At 50.0% G+C, this 20,116-nt stretch carries 19 protein-coding genes and 2 pseudogenes; 3 read left to right on the top strand and 18 right to left on the bottom strand.

Annotated features, from left to right (window positions below):
• Positions 1-67 precede the first annotated feature (67 nt).
• The 14 genes and pseudogenes from GXM22_RS10265 to GXM22_RS10200 form a co-directional block, all read right to left on the bottom strand.
• Positions 68-1,546 (bottom strand): annotated as a pseudogene (locus GXM22_RS10265) (VirD4-like conjugal transfer protein, CD1115 family); the annotation flags it as partial.
• Positions 1,547-1,632: 86 nt separating this feature from the next.
• On the bottom strand, positions 1,633-3,534 hold the full coding sequence (locus tag GXM22_RS10260) for an AAA family ATPase (RefSeq protein WP_035393622.1): 1,902 nt from the start codon (positions 3,532-3,534) through the stop codon (positions 1,633-1,635).
• Between the two features lie 15 nt (positions 3,535-3,549).
• Positions 3,550-5,214 carry a MobQ family relaxase gene (mobQ, locus tag GXM22_RS10255; RefSeq protein WP_412700853.1) on the bottom strand — a complete coding sequence of 555 codons (1,665 nt, stop codon included), beginning with the start codon at positions 5,212-5,214 and terminating at the stop codon, positions 3,550-3,552.
• Positions 5,215-5,299: 85 nt separating this feature from the next.
• On the bottom strand, positions 5,300-5,596 hold the full coding sequence (locus GXM22_RS10250) for a DUF3847 domain-containing protein (protein ID WP_016147288.1): 297 nt from the start codon (positions 5,594-5,596) through the stop codon (positions 5,300-5,302).
• Between the two features lie 200 nt (positions 5,597-5,796).
• Positions 5,797-6,561, bottom strand: coding sequence for a methyltransferase domain-containing protein (locus GXM22_RS10245; protein WP_242651548.1), 765 nt, complete (start codon positions 6,559-6,561; stop codon positions 5,797-5,799).
• Positions 6,562-6,746: 185 nt separating this feature from the next.
• Positions 6,747-7,043, bottom strand: coding sequence for a P-loop NTPase family protein (locus tag GXM22_RS10240; RefSeq protein ID WP_005930687.1), 297 nt, complete (start codon positions 7,041-7,043; stop codon positions 6,747-6,749).
• Positions 7,044-7,177: 134 nt separating this feature from the next.
• The gene (locus GXM22_RS10235; protein WP_005930684.1) at positions 7,178-7,357 is read right to left on the bottom strand and encodes a transposon-encoded TnpW family protein; all 180 of its coding nucleotides are present in this window, start codon (positions 7,355-7,357) and stop codon (positions 7,178-7,180) included.
• A 78-nt stretch (positions 7,358-7,435) separates the two neighbouring features.
• A complete protein-coding gene (locus GXM22_RS10230) occupies positions 7,436-9,310 on the bottom strand; it encodes a recombinase family protein (protein WP_005930681.1) in 1,875 nt (624 codons plus the stop codon).
• A gap of 32 nt (positions 9,311-9,342) precedes the next feature.
• Positions 9,343-9,642: pseudogene (locus GXM22_RS10225) on the bottom strand (conjugal transfer protein TraG); the annotation flags it as partial.
• Positions 9,639-10,121 (bottom strand): PcfB family protein, encoded by a 483-nt coding sequence (locus GXM22_RS10220; RefSeq protein WP_005930674.1) that lies wholly within the window; start codon positions 10,119-10,121, stop codon positions 9,639-9,641. The gene GXM22_RS10220 and the pseudogene GXM22_RS10225, both read right to left, overlap by 4 nt.
• Before the next feature lie 96 nt (positions 10,122-10,217).
• Positions 10,218-10,643 (bottom strand): hypothetical protein, encoded by a 426-nt coding sequence (locus GXM22_RS10215; protein WP_005930670.1) that lies wholly within the window; start codon positions 10,641-10,643, stop codon positions 10,218-10,220.
• A gap of 65 nt (positions 10,644-10,708) precedes the next feature.
• On the bottom strand, positions 10,709-11,743 hold the full coding sequence (locus GXM22_RS10210) for a ParB/RepB/Spo0J family partition protein (RefSeq protein ID WP_035393618.1): 1,035 nt from the start codon (positions 11,741-11,743) through the stop codon (positions 10,709-10,711).
• Positions 11,700-12,533 carry a ParA family protein gene (locus GXM22_RS10205; protein ID WP_005930664.1) on the bottom strand — a complete coding sequence of 278 codons (834 nt, stop codon included), beginning with the start codon at positions 12,531-12,533 and terminating at the stop codon, positions 11,700-11,702. The genes GXM22_RS10210 and GXM22_RS10205 overlap by 44 nt, the downstream gene beginning before the upstream one ends.
• Positions 12,533-13,402: a DUF6017 domain-containing protein gene (locus GXM22_RS10200; protein WP_005930660.1), complete on the bottom strand. Its 870-nt coding sequence runs from the start codon at positions 13,400-13,402 to the stop codon at positions 12,533-12,535. Before GXM22_RS10200 ends, GXM22_RS10205 begins: the two co-directional genes overlap by 1 nt.
• A 496-nt stretch (positions 13,403-13,898) precedes the next feature.
• Here GXM22_RS10200 and GXM22_RS10195 point away from each other — a divergent pair, with 496 nt between their 5' ends.
• From GXM22_RS10195 to GXM22_RS10185, 3 genes are all read left to right on the top strand, one after another.
• On the top strand, positions 13,899-14,135 hold the full coding sequence (locus GXM22_RS10195; RefSeq protein ID WP_005930658.1) for a DUF6061 family protein: 237 nt from the start codon (positions 13,899-13,901) through the stop codon (positions 14,133-14,135).
• Positions 14,136-14,353: 218 nt separating this feature from the next.
• Positions 14,354-15,109: a DUF5986 family protein gene (locus GXM22_RS10190; protein ID WP_035393615.1), complete on the top strand. Its 756-nt coding sequence runs from the start codon at positions 14,354-14,356 to the stop codon at positions 15,107-15,109.
• A 29-nt stretch (positions 15,110-15,138) separates the two neighbouring features.
• On the top strand, positions 15,139-16,281 hold the full coding sequence (locus GXM22_RS10185; RefSeq protein ID WP_035393613.1) for a helix-turn-helix domain-containing protein: 1,143 nt from the start codon (positions 15,139-15,141) through the stop codon (positions 16,279-16,281).
• Here GXM22_RS10185 and GXM22_RS10180 read toward each other — a convergent pair.
• The 4 genes from GXM22_RS10180 to GXM22_RS10165 all read right to left on the bottom strand — a co-directional run bounded on the left by GXM22_RS10180 (position 16,251) and on the right by GXM22_RS10165 (position 19,602).
• Positions 16,251-16,568 carry a hypothetical protein gene (locus tag GXM22_RS10180; protein WP_035393610.1) on the bottom strand — a complete coding sequence of 106 codons (318 nt, stop codon included), beginning with the start codon at positions 16,566-16,568 and terminating at the stop codon, positions 16,251-16,253. The two genes, GXM22_RS10185 and GXM22_RS10180, sit on opposite strands and share 31 nt — an antisense overlap.
• Positions 16,569-16,712: 144 nt before the next feature.
• Positions 16,713-17,648 carry a ParB N-terminal domain-containing protein gene (locus GXM22_RS10175; RefSeq protein WP_005930645.1) on the bottom strand — a complete coding sequence of 312 codons (936 nt, stop codon included), beginning with the start codon at positions 17,646-17,648 and terminating at the stop codon, positions 16,713-16,715.
• Positions 17,649-17,660: 12 nt separating this feature from the next.
• The gene (locus GXM22_RS10170) at positions 17,661-19,196 is read right to left on the bottom strand and encodes a relaxase/mobilization nuclease domain-containing protein (protein WP_005930642.1); all 1,536 of its coding nucleotides are present in this window, start codon (positions 19,194-19,196) and stop codon (positions 17,661-17,663) included.
• Entirely contained in the window at positions 19,168-19,602 is a 435-nt protein-coding gene (locus GXM22_RS10165) for a plasmid mobilization protein (protein ID WP_005930640.1), read from the bottom strand. The genes GXM22_RS10170 and GXM22_RS10165 overlap by 29 nt, the downstream gene beginning before the upstream one ends.
• Positions 19,603-20,116 lie beyond the last annotated feature (514 nt).

The raw sequence follows: 20,116 nt of genomic DNA, 5'->3' as shown, positions 1-20,116 counted from the left end.
AGCTGCGGTGGGAGTTGACTTGCTGGTGTACCTCTCTGGCCGGGTAAAAATAAAGCCGCCTACCGAATCAGGCAGACGGGAGCGAATCAGCGTCCACCACGATGAACTCATCACCGGGGTGGATTTTTGCTTTTCGGTTCAGATATTTTTCAATATCGAATCGGTTCTTTTCGTCAAAATCAGAAGTGAGCTTGTAGTTCGGGTGCTGAGTCAAATCGTACTTGTCCGAGAGGAAAGGCCGCACACCGCGCAGTTGCAGGATGCACTTGCCGCCATCCATCACAGCTAACTCATCCCGGCTCAATAATTCGTGACCCAACTTGGAGTAATTTGTTCCGTAGCTTGGGCTGTTGCCGCGCGTGTCCGAGGTATTGAACGCATCAATCGTTTCCTTGCCCAGCATTTCAGACAAGTCTTTCAGTGTGCCGGGTTCCGAACCGCCGAGAAAAATCTGACTGTCCATATTGCCGATGATGGTGTCGGCATTGTCTTTGTAGATGGCCTTTAACTGGCTTTTCGCCTGCAAAACAAGGCAAGCCGAAATCTCACGGCTACGGATGGTTGCCACCAGCTTTTCCAGATTTGGAATCTGCCCGATGTTGGCGCACTCGTCAATCAGACAGCGCACATGAATAGGCAGCTTGCCACCGTACACATCATCCGCTTTGTCGCACAAGAGGTTAAAAAGCTGGGTGTAGACCATCGAAATCAGGAAATTAAAGGTGCTGTCCGTATCCGACATGATGAGGAACAGAGCTGTTTTCTTATCGCCCAGCGTATCCAGTTGTAGCTCATCATACATCGTTAAATCGCGCAATTCTTGAATGTCGAATGGGGCAAGCCTAGCACCGCAGGAAATGAGGATGGATTTTGCGGTCTTTCCGGCAGCTAATTTATAGAGCTTGTACTGCCGTCCTGCAAAGCTGTTCGGCTTCTTTTTGGCTAAATCCTCAAAGAGCAAATCAACTGGATTTTGGTATTCTTCATCGTCCTCCAGCACCTGCATGGTATTGAGCATTTCCAGCAGCGTAGCGAAATTCTGTTCCTCGACAGGGGCTTCATAATGCAGATAGGCGATAAGAGCGGTAAGCAAAAGACGTTCACTTTTCTCCCAAAATGGATCGCCGCCAGACCCCTCACCCTTGGTGTTGGTCATAAGCGTTGTCACCAGCTTCAAAATGTCTTTTTCGCTGTGAACGTAGCTGAACGGATTGTAGTGCATCGACTTTTTGAAGTTGATGGTGTTCAGAATCCTGACCATGTAGCCGTTTTTCAGAAGTGCGTTCCCACACTCGACCACGATACTACCTTTCGGGTCAGTGACCACATAGGAACTGTGACATTGTAAAAGGTTGGGCTTGAGCCAAAACCGGGTCTTGCCGCTGCCGGAGCCGCCCACCACCAGCACGTTTTTATTCCGGGCGTTCTTGGGGTCAGGCGGGCGGTTGCTCATCATCAGCCGTTCCGTTTTGGTCAGGATGATGTTGTCGGCAAACTTGGGAGCCATGAACGGCTCAATATCCTTGGCGGTGCCCCATGAAGCGTTTTGTCAAGTGCTATTTTGAGTTATTGACGCACAATCAAAGTGAAAGCGCGAAAGTGCAAAGCGCAAAGGGTCTGCACTTTGCGTTTTCAGCTTGCGGGTTCGGGCGGCTGCTTCTTCTTGATGAAGTTGTACCATTGACCGCCGACGCGCCTTGCATCCAAAACACCGCCCATGTTGCGCTTGGCGTTCTGCACCGTCCTTTCAGATATTCCGGCTTCGGCTGCGGCCTTTACAATTTCCTCGCTGGCAAGCTCTTTCCCGTCTGCAAGCAGGTCAAGTATCAGCCGTTCCGCCTGTTCGGTCTTGGTGGCCGTGTTGCCGCCCGCGCCGGATAGCAGCTCGTCGGCGGTAATGTCATACTCGCCTATCCACGAAAAGCCCGTTTCCGGGTCAAGGCAAAAGGCAACGGGCTTGCCCTCCGGCGCAAGGGAAGATTTGTCATGGACGATAACGCGCACATTTGGCTCCCGCTTCACGCGCCCAATCAGCAGGACGCTCCTTGCTGCGGCGCGGAAGTCAATAGAACCTAAGCCCCGGTATGCGCTCTGTCCTCCGGCGGCTTTATTCAAGTGTCCGATAAGGATAACGGCGCACCCGGTACGCTCGGCAACATCGGCAAGGCGGCGGAACATGGGGCGCACCTCGTTTGCCCTGTTCATGTCGGTCTTTTCGCCCATGTACGCCTGTATGGGGTCAAGGATAATCAGCCGCGCCCCGGTCTGCCGGATAGCTCTCTCTATGCGCTCGTCGGAAAGGGAAAGCCCCTGCTTGCTCTCATCAATGACAAGAACACGGTCAAGGTCTGCTTCGGCTTCCATAAGGCGGGGCTTGATGGTGTCGCCCAAACCGTCCTCGGCGGTCTGGTAAATCACATTGAATGGCTCATGCGCTGCCATGTGGGGGAACGGCTTGCGGTTGGTACAAGCGGCGGCAAGGCGTAGGGCAAAGGTGGTCTTGCCCTCGCCGGGGTTGCCTTGCACAATGGTTACTTTCCCAAACGGGATATACGGCTCCCATAGCCATTCAACGGTCTGCGTGTCAACCTCGCTCATGCGGATAATCTCGACGGTTTCTTCCTGCGGCGGCTCTTTCAAGCCGTAAACAGCTTCCCGGATATACTTCCCGTCTGTGATTTCTGCCCGGTGCTGCAATACCTCGTTCCAATCCTTGAAAAGAGGGATAAGCCGGTGGACGGTATAGCCCTCCGGCATGAGCTTTACAAGGCGGCTGCAAGCGTCGTTCCCGGCTTCATCGCTGTCAAGGCAGAGGTAAACGGTCTTGATGTTCGGACGGTCAGAGAGAAAGCGGAGCAGGGCTTTTTCTCCCACGCCGCCCAATGACAGGTAGCTTTGCTTCTGCCATTCCTTTTTGAACAGGCAGAGGAAAGAGATCAGGTCAATGGGTGCTTCAAAGACAAACAATCTTTCGCCCTCGCCCCGGTAACAGAAGTTAAAGGCTTTGTCGCTGCCTTTCACATCAAGCCGGAAGTTTCCCGCCGTTCCTTTGCTGTGGGCGTAGCGCGGTATTCCGTCCTCGTCCCGCCCCACAAATACGGCGTTGTGGTGGGCTGCGTCCTCGTAAATATCGCCGCGGGCAAAGAAAAAGCCCGTCACATCTTCATCAATGCGGCGGGCTGTTGTGAGGTAGTTCCTCGCTGTTCGGTTGTCGCTGTTTGGGGGTGGTAGCCGGAAGTCGGATAGGGACGCGGGGCAAGGTCTGTCCGGCGGCGGTGCGGCTCCCTTTTCTCCTGTGAGAAGTTCTACGGCTTCGGTGAAGCTCTTGCCGAAAAACTCCATAACAAAATCAACGGGGCCGCCGCCCTTGCTCTGGCTGTGCCTGTACCACTTGTTTCCCCGGACGGTCAAGCTGTCGTGCCGTTTCCAGCGGTATTCATTCCCGGCGCGGGTAAGCTGCTCGCCCTGTGATTGCAGGAAAGAAACAAGGTCGGCTTGGTTCGCCCGGTCTATCTGTTCTTGGGTGTAATACAAAAAGCTCAACTCCTTTCATCGTTCTAAGTCGTGCCGCTTGGCGCGGGTCTGCTCCGGCTGGTCGGCTTTCAGCGCAATGTCAACACACTTGCGGATATTGTGCAGCTCGGCAACCTCGGCGCGGGTTTCTTTCAGCTTGGTATATTCCGCTGTTCTCTGCCCGCTGAGAGTGGCGTACTCTTTTTCCCATTCAGAGATAGGCAAGGTCTTTGTCCCTTTCGGCAGATTTGCATGGAGATAGCGGCTCGCTGCGTTCCATAGCGTAAGCTCGGCGCGGTGGGCTTCCTCGTACTTGTCGCGCTTGCTCGTCCAGCCATTTTTCAGCTTTTTCAGCTCGTCGTGAATGGGCTTGTACTCGGTGTAGTTCTTCCCGTATTCAATCAGCTTTTGCAATTCTTTCATGCGCTTCTCGGCGGTTTTCATGCCCTCCCGGATAGCGTCGGCTTGGTCGCTGACAGAGGAAAGGGCAGCGTCCAGCTCGTCAAGGGTGGAAATGCCATGCTCGGAAAGATAGTTGACCGCCTTTGCAACGGTTTTCAGTTCGTCGGCGGTGTGCTGCCTTTGCCAACTCTGCGAATACTTCCGGCTCTTTTCTCTCTGAACGCTTAAATACTTCATCAGCAGATTTGCAAGGCCGGGGGATTGCGGGGGCTGCTCCGGGGCGGTTTCCCGCGCCTTGAACAGTTCGCCAATCCATTCTTTGAGCTTTCCAATCTGCGCCCGGATTTCCCGGATAAGGCGGTTTGCTTTTTGGATATTCCGGTTCAGCTCGCCTTTCTCGGTGGCTATGCCTTTCTTCTCCATTTGACAGGCCGCCACGCCCATGTGGACGGTGGGCAGCTCGTCAATGCCGCGCTCGGCGTTGCTGCGGTGGTCGATGCGCTCCGGGCTTCCGGCGCGTTCAAGGTAGGCGTTTGAAATATCCGCCCATGCCTTGCGCCATAAAAGCGCGTTGCCCTTGTCGTTCCAGCCGGTCAGGTCAACTTTGCGGGCCTTGTATTTGCCGCTTGGCAAGCGAATACGCTCGCCGTTTTCATCAAGGTCATATTCCTTTTTGGACTTCGCCGCCCATGCGCCGCGCTCGTCAAGGGGGCGCATGGTAAGCATGATGTGACAATGGGGATTGCCCTTGCCGGTGTCGTGAATGGCGTAATCAACGCACATTCCTCTGGAAACAAATTGAGAGGAACAGTATTCCCGGACAAGCCGGATCTGTTCCTCTCTGGATAACTCTATGGGAAGCGCCGCGTCAATCTCTCTGGCAAGCTGGGCGTTCCCGGCTTTCTCGTAAAGCTCCACGCTGTTCCACAAGGTTGAACGGTCAGAGAAAGAGGGCGGGGCATTGGGCGGCAGTAGGATTTCCGTATGGACAACACCGCCTTTGCGGGTGTAGTCGTGGGTCATTCCGTCCCACTCATTTGTCAACTTTTCGCCGCTTCGGTAGGCGGCTGCGGCAACGGCTGATTTGCCCTTGCCCCGGCTGACAATGCTGATATTACAATGGTAGATGGCTATGGGTATCACCTCCCGGATAGGATAATAAAACCCGCAAAAATGGTACAGACGCCAACGGCGGGTGTACTGTTTTTGTGGGTGTGCAGGGATAGCCGCGTAAGCGGCGCAAGGGGTGCAGCCCCTTGTTGCGGCAAAGCCGCCAATGTCGGTCAGAGAGGGAAGCAAGCGGCTTTCTCTCTGTGCCGACAAGCCCTCGGCAGAGCGCACGCACCCGTAAGGGTGTATAAGTGCGCCCTTTGTGCCAAAGGGATTATTCGCTTTTCCCGCCCTTGGTGCGTTTTTTCAGATAAGCCCGCGCTTCCTCGCTCGTCAAGGCAAGCCGGAGAAAGGCGGCGGCTTCCTCGTCGGTCATGGTCTTGGCTTCCGGCACAATGCTCTCAAAGACCGCACCCCGGACGATCAGCCGATGGCTGCGCGTCCTGCGTTCCTCTTGGGATAACTTTTGCCGCAACACCTTTTCCCGGTTTTCAAGCTGCCGGATTTTCTTCTTCCCGTCCTCAATCTCGGCTTGCAATTCCTCGCGGTTTTTTTCTCTCGGTTTCGTCATGGGTGGTCACTCCTTTCTACCTGTCGGCATAGAAAAAGGACAGTCGATTTCCTCGGCTGTCCTTTTGATTAGGGTGTTTGGTTTACTCCGTTCTGCTCAATAAATGGGAATATTAAATATCAATACGCCCTTTAATACATTCCTATTAAAACATCAGCTTCGATTGTCAAATGTGTGAGAGTACGCCAATCAACGCAATCTTATTCAACGCAAAAGAGAAGCGGCGTCATTTCAATAAACGACATTCTTTGTTCTGATGACAACTGTACGGTGGCTGAAACCGTTTCTCTTGAAATGGTTTTAAGATATTTCTCAAAATATTCAACGACAGACTCATTTGAATAATCTGGATTTTTCAAGTGTGCTTGCACTTTAGTCCTGATTTCCCTCAAATGATTTTTCGTAGGAATTACTTTCACAACATATCCGTTAGGAGATAGCAATCGCTGAAATTCTTTGTAGTGTGCAGGCGAAAATATGTCTAAAATACAATCCATACTTCCGTCTTTCAAAGGGATTTTTGATAAGTCAGTAACAAACCACTTCACTGCTTTGCGCTTGTCTTTTTTTGATGCAATCTGTATTGCCTCCCTTGACAAGTCAAAGGCAAAGATGTTTCGTTCTGTTCTTTGCTGTATCTGCCTTGCATAGAAACCCTCGCCGCAACCAACATCTAAAATGTTTCTTATAGATGGCGTATCAGAAATAAACTGTATGATTTTCTCCAACACAACATCATACATGCCATACTCCAAAATTTGGTGCCGGTTGTCAAAAGACCGCTTGCTGTAGTTGGTTTTGGGCGATGATTTTAACAACAAATTTACATACCCATATCTTGAAATATCAAAGCAATGTCCATGTCTACAAATTAGGCTATTGCCTTGTATATCCATTGATTTTGTGCAAATTGGGCATTGAAAATAAACCTTGCTGTCTGCAAAGCGTGATAAATTATTATTCATTTGTTTTTCCTCCGTAATTACATCTCTGATTCAATAAGCGAGTTATGCAATACGGATAACCGCAACATAACTCGCGGTTTTATCTTAATCTCATAAATGTAACCATTGTGTTGTCCTCCAATCAATTCCGCAGTATTACTCTGCTTTTAGAAAAAGTATAGCACAAAACTATGAACATTTCCACTCTATTTCAGCCTGTCGGCGGCGTTGCTCTCTCTGGCGTACCGCCGCGCCGCTTCCCGCCGTTCCTCGCTGTATGGGGCGGTCAGACGGAAAGAGAAGCGGCCTTTCTCAATGTCAAACTCCATGCAGCCCGTTTCCGGGTCTGCGTCGGTCTGGCGGCACACATCGGGGTGCTGCTCGGCATAGGCGGCAAGCCGCTTCTTCAAGTCGGTATTGTGGGTACGGATATGGATCAACGGGTCTTTCTCATCAAACCAGATGTCTGTGGTCTTTTTTTGCTTGGGAAGCCCTGTTCGCATAAACTCTCCTTTCTGCGCCCCTGTTACGCAATAGGGGCATTTTTCGGGTGTTTTCTCCGGCTCTTGACTTGGAGAAAACGGCGTTTTTGACGATAAAAACCGCCCGGACGGGGAATGTATCGTCGGGGCGGCTGTTATCGCAAAATTTCCGATTTTTCCGGCTCTTGACCGTCCTGCAAGCTGTCGGCAAGTATCACTTTGAGCAGCTTGTCGCGGAATGTTTCTGTGCCGCTGTGATTGAAAAACAATTCCGCAACGATGGTCTGTCCGTTCTTCTGTGTCGTGATGATACTGTCGGGGGTCTGTTCTGCCATAGGCGGCTCCTTTCTCCGGGCGCGAAAAAGGGATTTCCCGTAGCCCGGAAAATCCCTCTTAGTTGTCGGTATTCTGTTTTACTGTGCGGGTGCTGCGGCGGCGGCCTGCGCCTTTCTCCTTGCCCGGTATTCCCGCGCTTTCATGCGGTCATATTCCCGTTGCTTTTCAAGGTTTCGCGCCCGGTACTCCCTTGAATACTGCCGGTGGTAGGCGCGGCTCTTTTCCTTTTGGGCTTCTTCGATTTCCTCCCGCATTTGCCGGACTTCCTGCTCCGTAGGCTCTGCAAGCTGCGTCACTTCGTTCTCAAATCTGCCGATATAGTTAAAATATATCCCGATGTGCTGAACAGCCTGTTTTGCCCTTTTCTTGTCGCGCTCATGCACTTCAATCCGGCTGATAAACTCGTTGAGAATGGCGGGGGTCAGGTCAGTAAAGGCGGCATAGCGTTCCGTCAGCTTCAAAAACTTCTGCGCCCGCCCTCCCGCGTTCTCATAAGCGGATAGCTGCTCTTGGAGTGTGGCAAGCTCCGTTTTCAGTGTGTAGTATTCTTCCGAATATTTTTGCGACATTTGCTCATAGCGGTCTTGCGGGATAGTGCCGAGGGCGTTGTCCTCATAGAGCTTATTCAGCACCTTGTCAATCTGTTCAAGGCGTGTCGTGATTTGCGGGATACGTTTCTGCTGCTTCTTGGTCTGGTCGGTCTGCTGCATGGCAAGGTTCTTTTTCACTAAGGCTTCAAACTCCGCCCGGTTGCTGATAGAGTAGTCCTCGATTTTCTTCAGCACTTCCGCGACGGTCTGCATGAGCAAGTCCGCGTCGATGATGTGTGGGGAATGGCACTTGGGGTTTTTGGCTTTCCCCTTGTGATACTCGCTGCAATAGGCAACATGCCGCTTGCCGCCGTTCCTGTAATCTATGCGGATGTGCATTTTTGCGCCGCAATCCTTACAGAAAAGCAAGCCCGACAAAGGGTGGATTTCCCCGTCCCCGTTGGGGCGTCTGACGGGCGCGTTTTCCAAAATCCGCTGTGCGGTTTCAAAGTCGGCGCGGTCAATAATCGGCTCATGCACATTTTCGGTTATCTGCCATTGGCTCCGGTCTACATAGTGGTTCCGCTTGTCCCGGAAATGCTTTGTAGTCTTGAAGTTGACTACATCGCCGCAATACTCCTGCCGCGTGAGGATATGGGTCAAGGTGACTTTGTTCCACTTGTAGCGGTTATCCTCATTGAGCGCCTTGTTTTTACACGTTCCCCGTCCCCGGTCTTTCATGTAGAAAGTAGGGGTAGGGATTTGCTCCTGCGTCAGATATACGGCGATTTGGTTGCGGTTCTTCCCGCCGATAAACAGACGGAAAATAAGGCGCACAACCTCGGCGGCTTCCTCGTCGATTATCCAAAAATCCTTGTTGTCCGGGTCTTTCATATAGCCGTAGGGGGCTTCGGTGGCAATCGGCTTTCCGCTCATGCCCTTCGTTTTAATGCCGGTCTTTACTTTCTTGCTGATGTCCTTTGCGTACCACTCCGACATGATGTTGATAAAGGGCGCAAACTCCAATGTGTCGGGCTTCTCGCTGTCTATCCCGTTGTTGACCGCGATAAAGCGCACATTGTTCCGTCTGAATATCTCCATAGCGTTGCCAACTTGGAGATAGTCGCGCCCCCAGCGCGTCAGGTCTTTCATAATGCAGACACCGATTTTTCCGTTTTCTACATCGTCCATCATGCGGGAATAGGCAGAACGGTCAAAAAATCTGCCGCTTTCGTCATCGTCAATGTAGTGCCGGATATTGGTTAAGTGCTGTCCTCTGGCATAGTTCTCCAAAAAGATTTTTTGGTTCTGTATGCTGTTGCTCTCACCGCCGTCCCTGTCCTCGTCGCCCACGGAAAGGCGGGAGTAAAGGGCGGTAATTTTGCTATAATCAGTCATGTGCATAACCTCCTGTGCGTCCATGTAGGTGTCCTTTACACTTAAAATTATGCACTCCACCGGGCAGAGCCATACTCCATGCCGTGGCGGTACTTCTTGGCGTTTTTGCCACGCAGATAGACCGCAAGCCATAGCCCTGCACCGTAGCACAAACCTACCAGCAGATCCAGTGGGTGCAGGCTTGGCAGCGGGTTTGCGAATGCCAGCGGAACGGTGCCCATCATGGACATGATCTTATCGCCCAGCTCCTTGCCCTCGGCAAGCCGCCATGCTTCACCAAAGTTCGTTGCCGCCAGTCCTAACAGGAGATAGGGCAGATACAGCGCCAGTAGCTTTGTCAGCTTTTTCGTGGTCACAGTCCACGCTCCTGTTCCTTGTGCCGGACTTTGCCGGGAAGTTCCGCTGCGGCCTGCACCAGTTCGTGCAGCTTTTCCAGCACGGAGGGACGCTTGGTTTTGCTCAGCAGGGATGCCGAATATTCTTTGAAAGCGGCATTGAACGCTTCCACATCCGGGGCTTTGAAAAAGACCAGATACCGGGGCGGCACTTCGGAACTGTCCTTACGGATGGCGTAGTCGATGCCGTACTTTTTGGCGTACCGCTCAAAGCCCTTAATGTTGGTTTTGTCGATTTCCACGCTGGAAACACCCCGGTTCTGCCGCAGAAGCATACGGACACTCTGCTTGCCGCTGGATTTATCGGCCAGTAATTTTGACTGATACTGCTGAAGTGCCGTTCGTCCAGCGTTCAGAATTGTCCGGGCGGTCAGCTTCGTGGTGGACACCACGATGTTGAATGTTTTCTGCTCGACTTCTTCCTGCAATTTCACCACCATCCCTTGCCGCCTGCATCAGCGCAGCCACGAAGAAGCCGCAGAGTGCGCCGAACTCAAAAAATGCGAAACCGATGAAAAAATTCAGCATAACACACCTCAGACGATGCAAATGCAGGGCAGCTTCTGATCGTCTGCCATGAGTGTGACGCTGTGGCTCGCCAGAAACTTCTGGAAACGGTACACGTCATCAATGGTAAGCGAAATGAAGTTCCCGTCCATGTTGGCGCGTACCAGAATGACCGGGCCAGTCAGGTAACGCTTGCCCGCCATCTTCAGAACCTGTGCCGGATTGTAGCAGAGCAGCAGCGAAGTGTCGGGAAAATGGATGCTGGCATCGCTTTCATCGAAGCAGGGCAGAATGTCAGGGGCTTCATCCAGAGTAATAACCGTCAGTTCCATATCCGGCGCAATGGCGGCAAAGTAGACTTCACCGGGCTTCTTGCCACCTGCCAGAATGGTGCAGATGCGCATATCAATGGTGATCTCCTCGGAACGAATCATACGAGTAGCGGTGTTGTTCATAGGCTTTTTCCTCCATGTTTGCAAAAGAAAAAGACCCAAAGTGGGTCTTGCGTTTTATCTGATCGTCAGCGTTCAGCTTCATGCTTGCGCTTTTTCATGCGCTGGTCGAGCATCTTGAGAATTGAATTTTCGATTTGTTCTGACGAATAGTTGCTCGGAAAATATTTTTTGATAGAATCGCTCCTGAATACAACTTTTTCGGTTTTACTTTCTTCCAAAAGCCCAATGATTTTTTCTTCCATCTCTCTCGGAGTAGAGCTTTCGGGAAAATATTTCCGCAGGGTATCGTTTTTGATAACAACTTTGTCCAATTCGTCCTTTTTCGGTTCACCCATCACGGCAAAGGCAACGTCATACGAGAAATGACCTTCCTGCGCCAGCTTTTTGAGCCGTTGCGCCTGTGAAAGCGATGGGGCGTTTTGCGTGTCAGCCATAGCTTCAAGAAAATCTCGCTGCTGGCTTTCATCAAGATAAGAGAGTTCCACCGCAGGGTTAAATGAGATTTTCTTTTCGTCTACCATGTCCAGCAGTTCCGGGATAAGATTGGTTAAGCGGATAAAACGGTGTACTTGGTTGCGGCTATCACCAGCTTCTTGTCCAACAATATCAAGAGCTTGCAACTTCATCCCAACTTGGGATGAAGTTAAATCCGACCTAGCACCTTGATTTTTTAGAGCTTCCAGCTTCATTTTGTAAGCGAAAGCCCTTTCACTGGGCAGAATGTTCTCACGTTGGAGATTGCTGTCCACCATGAGCAAAACGGCGGCATCATCATCCATCTGACGGACGATAACAGGCAGGGCATCCAGCCCGGCAAGCTGTGCAGCGTGCTGACGGCGGTGCCCGGAGATGATCTCATAGCCCCCTTCCGGGCGAGGGCGGGCAATCAGCGGAGACAGCACGCCGTACTGTTCCACGCTTTCCACCGTGCGCTGCATGGATTCATCATCCAAAACCTTAAAGGGGTGGTTCTTGAAAGGGAACAGCTCTCCAATGGGAATCTGCTGCACCTGCTCCCGCTGCTGCTCCTGCCGGGATTCCTCGGTGGAGAAAATGTCATCTGCCCCTTTCAGCGACACGTTTAAGCTGTTTTTCGGCATTCGCCATCACCTCCTCGGTCAGAGATTTATAGGCTTCTGCCACCTTGCCTTTGGGGTCGTGCTGGAAAATGCTCTTACCCACGGCACTGATTTCCGCAGCACGGACAGACCGGGGAATGGTCTGGTCGAACACCTTGATCTTACTGCCGTAGGCACCTCGAATCAGGTTGTCGATCTGCTGCCCATAGTTGGTGCGGCTGTCGGTCATAGTCAGCAGGATGCCTTCGATTTTCAGCTTCGGGTTGATCTGCCGCCGGACTTTTTGGACGGTCTGTAAAAGCTGTTCCAGACCTTTCGCAGACAAGTACTGCGCCTGCACGGGAATCAGGGTGGTGTCTGCCGCTGCCAAGGCATTGACGGTCAGCATCCCAAGGGAAGGAGTGCAGTCCAGCAGAATAAAATCGTACTCCCGTTTGGCACTGTCCAGCACCTGTTTCAACATCTTTTCCCGGTTCATGCAGTTGACGAGAGACACTTCCAGCCCTGCCAGTTCGATGTTAGCAGGGATCAGGTCAACGCCCTCTGCATGGTGCAGGATGCCTTCACCGGGCGGAATACTCTGATCGTCCATGGCTTTTGCCATCAAGGTGGAAAGGGTCGTGGGCAGTTCATCGGGCTGCTGCCAGCCCATGCTGATGGTCAAGCTGCCCTGCGGGTCAGCGTCCACCAACAGGACCTTCTTGCCCTCCATCGCCAGACCGATGCCTAGATTTTCACAGGTCGTGGTCTTGCCGGTGCCGCCTTTCTGGTTGACGATGGCTATTGTGGTTGCTTTTTTTGAAATTCTCATCACCTCCGATTCGCTAAGTCGTGGTTGGTTTGGTTCTGATAGGAAAGCTGCATCGTGGTGGGTGCGTTGTACAGAGAAGCGAGCAGATATTGTTTCATGTTACGAATCGGATTGCTGTTCTCTGCAAGGCACTTCAGCACAAAGCGGATATGGTCGGCGTTCAGCTTCATAAACCGGCTGCGTACTACCTCGGCGGGCTTATCATCCCCGGCAATGTGCAGCAGCTTGCGGTTGGTGGCACAGGTATCCACCAGCAAATTCACGATTTGGTAGAGGGTATCTTCATCATCCGGGTAAAGCCGGAGCAGAAGGTCCACCTCCAAAGAGCATGAAAAATATTCTTCGAGCAGTTCGCGATTCTTCATCTTCTCCGATTCGTCGGAAAGGATAAGATTCGTATTATTCATCTCTGTTTTAGTCTCTTTCTTCTTAATACCTCGTGATTTTACCGGGTCTTGACAAGCGGTTTTAGAGCCACAAGAATCGTCATTATCACGATTCTTGACACTCTCCTTTGAAGATTCTGACGAAAAGTTTTTCACATACACCAAACATGGCTTTCCTTGCCCTCGACGTTTTCGTTCAATCAAACCAAATTTTTCAAGTTCCCGAAGCAGTCGGGTCGCTTTGTTGTCTGCGCAACGCAAAGTCCTCTTGACATCCTCAATCGTGAAGATGATGAACACGCGACCTTTTTTGTCAAACCATTCATTTTTAACAGAAAGGCTCATGCGGTCAAGCAGGATGCCGTACAGAGTTTTGGCATCGGTTGACAGATCTTGAAACCGCTGCTCCTGAAAAAGAGCCTTTGGAATGCGGAAGAACGAAAAGAGTTCTCCGGCCTGTCCGTAAAAGTAGTCAAGGGTCATACAATTCTGTCAAGGATGAAAAAACAACGATGGTTCATTGACATGGTTGACAAATCCTCCTTATAGATAATTCGTGCAAACAAAAAGCGCAACTTCGATTGGTGAAAATCGAAATTGCGCGATGTAACTTAGCTGTGGGAGAAAGGTCATTTGTCGGGGTCGTTTGACCACAATTTGACCACAAAAGGAATGAAACGTCTTGACATCCAATGAAACAGAATGGTATAATACATTTGAAATTTAACGATACTGAGTCTAGGCAGTATCGGATTGTACATTGTGTTTTCGAGAGAAGCACAATGGGGTTCAAGAGGCCGTGAGTTCGATTCTCGCCACTCGGACCAAACAAAAATAATCCGAACTTGTTTCCGATAGGAGATGGGTTCGGATTATTTGTTTTCTTCGGAAAATTCAACGCAGGTGTCCGTGGAAGATAAAATCCGAAATCATAGATTGACCGACATAAGCTACAACATGATTTCAGGAGGACACGAATATGAAGTACGATGCAAGAGCTTGTCATTTCAACATGGACACCGGATGCGTGGAGCTGCTGCTCCGGGATGGAAGAAAAATTTCCATCGACTGCACCGGGGTCGAGGATGCGTTGAATGTGACCATGGCGCAGAGGTCGGAGTTAGACTATCTCATCTACAATGACCCTCTGGCGTATGCTGATTTGATTCTGAATGGTGATCCGGAAGAATATTTGGAAACAGTAGTGGACTACTGAGATTTGAGACATAAAAGTAAGAATAATTAAACAGAAGCAGGATGCCTTTCAGTTGTTGGGTATCCTGCTTTTATAATATGAGGTAAGATGAGAAATGTCAATAGAGCTTTTGATGCTTGGAACTATTGACAAAAATATCAAAAACGCCTATAATGCTATACAGATAGCATATGCGACCGTATAAACTCGATCTGATTAAATTATGGAGGATATTTTACATGAAAAGAATTCCAGCATACTTGACAGATGAAGAAATCGCACGTAAAATTACAAAATGCGTGTCAAGTGCGACAGGAAATGATAGTCAAGAGCATAATAGAAAAATCCGGACGCATAATAGCTCTCCGTCGGCTGTATGGGATTTTATTAATACGGCGTTATGTAAGGCTTTCTATAATGATGAATGCCAGGCATATGTTGTTGCACGTGGACCATGGGAAATGGCTGTTATATACTGCAAAAAGAATGGCTGCCTTTATACTATTATGAGAGAAAAGCGTTTTGCAGAACTGCAAAGAACGCAGGCAAGAAGAAACCAATCGCATTATCTTGACCTTTTGGCAGGTATTATAAACGCTGACTTAAGAGATGATGATTTTAATCAGATGTCGATGCTCCCTGAAACACCTTCTGATCAAGAGGCGATGAAGCAGCAACTTTTGAAATTGCTGTATACTCTGGTAGATAGTCTTGACGAACTGAAAAGACACGTTTTGATACTGTTCAATGCAAACTATGAAACTGGGTTAACGGCAATTCGTGCAGTAACGGTAAATCGGATGCTCACTGTCATAGAGCAGGCTAATTGGAGCAGATACATCGATTTGAATAATGTAGCTGTGGTTGAAACGGTAGACGAAGAAAATAGCAACTTTGATACACCTGATATGGGTATAAAGCTGACTAAGAAAGCTGAGCAGCGTAAGAAAAAGGTTGCTGGACTTAAAAAGTGGGATGAAAGCGCAGAAGGCTAATTATAGGAGAAAGAGAGGGCTCGATTGCCATGCAGGGCAATTTGAATGGAGAACGCCTAAAGAAGGCAAGAATATATAGAGGATTTTCCGTTAGTGAACTAGCTGAAAAATCAGGATGTAGTCGGCAGAGCATTTATATGTATGAAAGAGAAAAAACAAAACGTGTGGACCTGAATGCGATTGAAGCTCTTGCAAGGACATTGGATTTTCCCGAACGTTTTTTCTGCGAGTCTGATATGAAAGCGGAAATTGGATCGACATATTTCCGTGCATTATTAACCACTAGCTCTAGATACAGAGAAGCCCAAACACAAAAGATGGAGTTTTTAGCCGATATTTTTGTATTTCTACAGGAATATCTAGAATTTCCACATCGCACAATACCAGATTGCTTTGGACAGACACCGGAAGAAGCAGCCGCAACCCTACGTCGAGAATGGCACCTTGGAACTCGCCCGATAGAAAATATCGTTGCGCTGGTAGAGTCAAATGGAATTATTGTAACGAAGTTTCCGGTTGAGACGAATGACATAGATGCGTTTAGTCAGTTGGTTAGAATTGGAGACGAAGATATATATTTAATCGGCTATTCAGAAAACAAAACGGCAGCTTCACGCGTTCATTTTGATATTGCTCACGAACTTGGACATATTTGCTTGCATGGTTGGAGTGAGGATATCGAAAAAATTGATCGAGATGAATTCAAAGAACGTGAGAAGGAGGCAAACGAATTTGCTGCAGCATTTTTATTACCTAGAGAAGGTTTTGCTAAAGATGCAGCAGTCAATCCCAAATCAATTCCAGCATATACAGAGTTAAAACGTAAATGGAAGGTTTCTATTCAAGCTATGGCACGGAGATCTTTTTCATTGGGTCTTATTACGATGGAAGAGTACCAAGAAATAATACGAACAATGCAGAGAAGAGGTATACGCAAACAAGAACCATTAGATAATATTTTAGTAACAGCAAGTCCAACACTTTTGAAGACTGCTGTTATGATGCTATTGACCGAGAATGTGTTCACCCCTCAAGAGTTTATGGATGAACTTTCGTACAATTATAATTTGAGCTTATATCCAAAAGAAGTCGAATCTTTATTAGATTTGCCGAATGGAACATTAGAAAAGCCGAAAACAGTTTATTTGAGCAATTTGAAACTAAAAGAATAAGTAATCAAATAGATTGAAAGCAACAAAAACAGGGTGCGCCCCGAAGGACGCACCCTGAAAAATCCACATACGACAGCGATATGTACAACAGGGCGTTCCCCGTCGGGAACGCTCTGTTTTTCTTTGCCGGAGAGATGAGCCTGTTCCACCTGCCACGCGGCAAACTCTCGCTGTCCATCCTCGCTGTTCCAGCAGGCAAGGATGGCCGGGTAGAATGCCCGCGCCAGACGGTCGATGACTTCATCGGGGTAGGGGGAAGTGTTTGTGGACTTTTTCTTTTTGTTCAAACGCACGCTCCTTTGATCATCCCACCGTGGCAAAGTCGGGCGAGAAAATCAAAGTTCCAATTTCATATCAGGCGCAAGGGCGCGGAAGTTTTCCACCCTGCACTTGCGGCTGGTGGCCCGTTGATGGCTTACAAGTGCCTGTCGTTATGCCGTTTTAGAGGATTCACCGCTGGATTCTGCAAGAACTTCGTCCAGCGTTTTCAAAAATTCAAGATGAGGTTTCAAGGCAAAGCGAAGAACTTTGACCTGTTCCGGATGCGTAAGAAGTTTCGGGTTCAAGTCGAACGTAACTTCCCAACTCTTTCGCATGAGAGATTCAGCATTGTGGAGCCGGTAGTACAGTTCGAGAAACTTTTGGGGAACATCATAGTTTTCATCAATGGTGTTGCTGGCGGCTTTCTCTGCCTGCTTCACCGTTACTTTGTTAGGCTTGACTTTCTTCGGCTTCGGCACATAATTCTTGATTTCCTCAAAAATTTCAGCCTGTTCTTCAGGCTTGGCCTTGCCGAGATTTTCGAGAAGATAATCGGGAATGTGCAGTTCCTCGCGGAAGAACCGATCACGGAAACCGGGAGACAGTTCATCCGCAACGTCAACGCCGTGGGCATAGTATTCTGCACGGCGGACTGAACTTGCGCTGCTGTGATTTTCCTGTGCAATGCGCTCACAGGTTTTCATGGGCTTCTGGTTGTGTTCAGATTGAACACCGCCAGATTTCTTTACAGTATGCTGATTGCCGCGAAATGCTTCGGTACACTTTTCAGAGGAATACTGCTTCCCCATAAGGAACTTCTTCTGCTCCGGGGTCAGATTACGCCGCCCCAACTGATTCTTGCAGATCCATGCGAGGACTTCTTCTCTGCTTTCAAATGGGAGCGGCATCGTGGAGAAAGAGATTTCGGGATGCTCCTGAACGATTTCATAACGGTTGTGTCCATCAACAAGGGTATTACCCCAGACAATCAAAGGAGAAATCAGCTTGCCTTCCTTGAGGATATTTTCTTCAAGCTGCTTAAATTCATCATCGGTCAGAGGGGGAATCTGGGACTGAAACTCCGGGTCGATTTTCAGATTGATCATACGCACACTCCTTTATCTCTCCTGCTGCGCCGGTTCTTCCTCCCGGAAAAAGGACGCAACATTCTGCTTTGCGGTTTTCAGCTTGAACAGTTCTTCCTTGGCTTCCTTGTACTGTTCGTAGAACTTTGCCTTTTCGGATGCCAGCTGCGCATACTCGGCTTCTAGCTTTTTCGGGCTGGGCAGCTTGGTGAGGTTATTTGCCTTGAAATAGGCTGCTGCCACCCGGTATGCTGTCAGCTCTGCACGGTGCTGCTCCTCAAAGGCTGCGGGTCGTTTGGCAGTCTTTAACTGCTGTGCGACATTCTTGGTGCTGGTGTAGGCTGCGATGTGATAGCGCAGCTCATTGTTGGCTTTCATGCGACCTTCGAGGTCTTTCACCACCGCCAGTGCGTCGTGATACTTGGTTTCCAGTTCAGCGATGCGCTGGTTCAAGACGTCCTCGTCGGTCAAGTCCTTTTCCTGCAGAAGCTTCACGGTCTGTGCCATAACTTTGAGATTGTGTTTCGTGAGCCAACGCTTATAGCCGATGCCCTTGCCCTCGGTCATCCTCGACTGGATGTCGATCAGTTTCCCGATGGTATCCTGCTTGAACTGCGCCTTGGGTTTGCGTTCGGCGTTTGCGTTAAGGGCAGCAAGCACTTCTGCCTTGTCGAACTTGTCCCCGAGATGTTTCGCTCGGATGAACTTCGTTCTGCCAGCGGGCAGAAAGCTAAGCTGTCCACGGCTTTCCTTGACGGCAATGCCGTGCTGCTGCATGAGCCTGTCGGAAAAATCTTCAAAGCTCGTGGCACGGTACAGCACTGAAGAAATCTGTTTCCGCAAGGTGTCTTTTACGGTTTCAAACTTCTTCTGCTTGGGCGGCTGTCCGGTTGCGGCGAGGCCTGCGTTTTCACGGTCAAGTTTCAACTGACCACGCCTACGCGCCCAATATTCAGCTTCGCTGACACGCTCTTTCGAGCCGTTGAGCAGGTCGATCTGGTACAGTCCAGCACCTTCGCACAGCTCCATGACCTCGACACGCAAGTGCCGCATGGTCTGGGCCGTGCTGGAGTGCTTCATACCCTCACACCAGTCGCGGGGCTTTTGCATATAGGGCTTGCGTTCCACTTCTCGCATTCGGATGCTGCCGATCACGATGTGGACATGGATGTTTCCCGAATGGTTGTGCCCATCGGGGTGAGTGCAGACGATGGCGGGATGACCGGGGAAGTTTTCTTCGCAGAATTTCAGGCCAAGTGCCTGTGCCTTTTCCATGGTCAAGCCGTTGTCGGCTGCATCGCGTGGGTCAAAGCTGATGATATACTGGTGGCTTTTAATATCACCATGCTGGGTGTTCTTGCCATACTTGCGGTTTGCCAGCAGACAGGCCGTTGCAAATGAGAAATCACCGCACTCAAGGGTGTCGAGCAGGTAGGATTCCCGCAGCTTCGGCTTGCCCTGTTCATCCAGAAGCTGCTTTCCGGTGAACTCATCGTGTTGGTAGATCAGGTACGCTTCAATGGCGGTGTAGTCCGAGTTCTTAGAGGCGATATGCTTGAGCGTTGCCATACAGTTCACCCAGAACTTTCTCGGCGTGCAGCCGAAATGCGGTCAGGTCTGCAAGTTCGTCAAGGAGTTTCGCCCGGATCTGTTCGGTGTCTGCACCGCCGGAATTGAAGTGCCTTGCAAGCTGGTTCAGGTTGCCGCCCACCTTGCTGCACTGAGCAAGCAGGGTGGAAACAGCGGTCAGGGTTTCTTCACCGCCGCCGGCAACGATGACCGTTTTCTCGATTTTGACGTTGTGAATGGCTCGGCGGATAAAAGTGGAGAGGGAGAGATTCAGGAGTTTGCAAGTGAGTTCCAGTGACGCTTTTTCCTCCGCTGTCACACGGAACTTGATGATGTGCGTTTTGTTGTTCGGCGTGTCGTGGCGCTGGGAATTGCTAGGGGTCAGTTGAACATTCGTTTTGGTCATTGTACCTCCTGTCTGTTCGATAACTCCTCGGTGAAGTTATGTAAGCACGACACGCCGTTCCATTCGTGCCGTAAGGCACGAATGATGAGCAGGGTTTGGGGCAGGCACGCCCCAACAAGATCACTTGGAAAACTCGCAAGAGTTTGAGAAGTGAAGTCCCGGATGGACAGGAAATTTTCAAGAATTGAAAATTTGTGGCCACGGGACGGTTCTTGCCCTCTACCGCTGCGCTCAAAACGCATTTTCAACAAATGTTTCCGAATTGTTAAGACGCAAAAATAAGTAGAGGTGGTGCTGCTCATGTAATGGGGTCACCGTTTGCTCCGAACGAAGTTCCTGCCCCTGTTTGTGCAGCGGCGTTGACGGAAAGTCGGTATCACGTCCGGTCGGCTCATGAAATTTTCAAGGTACGTTTCCCATAAAGAAAAATACCGCCCACGCAGCGCAGCGATGGATTTTGTCGGGTGAATCGGCGGCAAAATAGATCGGGTGTGTTGCGGGGCGGTTAATCTTT

This window comes from Faecalibacterium duncaniae (assembly GCF_010509575.1).
Taxonomy (GTDB): Bacteria; Bacillota; Clostridia; order Oscillospirales; family Ruminococcaceae; genus Faecalibacterium; species Faecalibacterium duncaniae.
The sequence above is the reverse complement of the archived record's forward strand: the minus strand, read 5'-3'. Positions and strand labels throughout refer to the sequence as shown.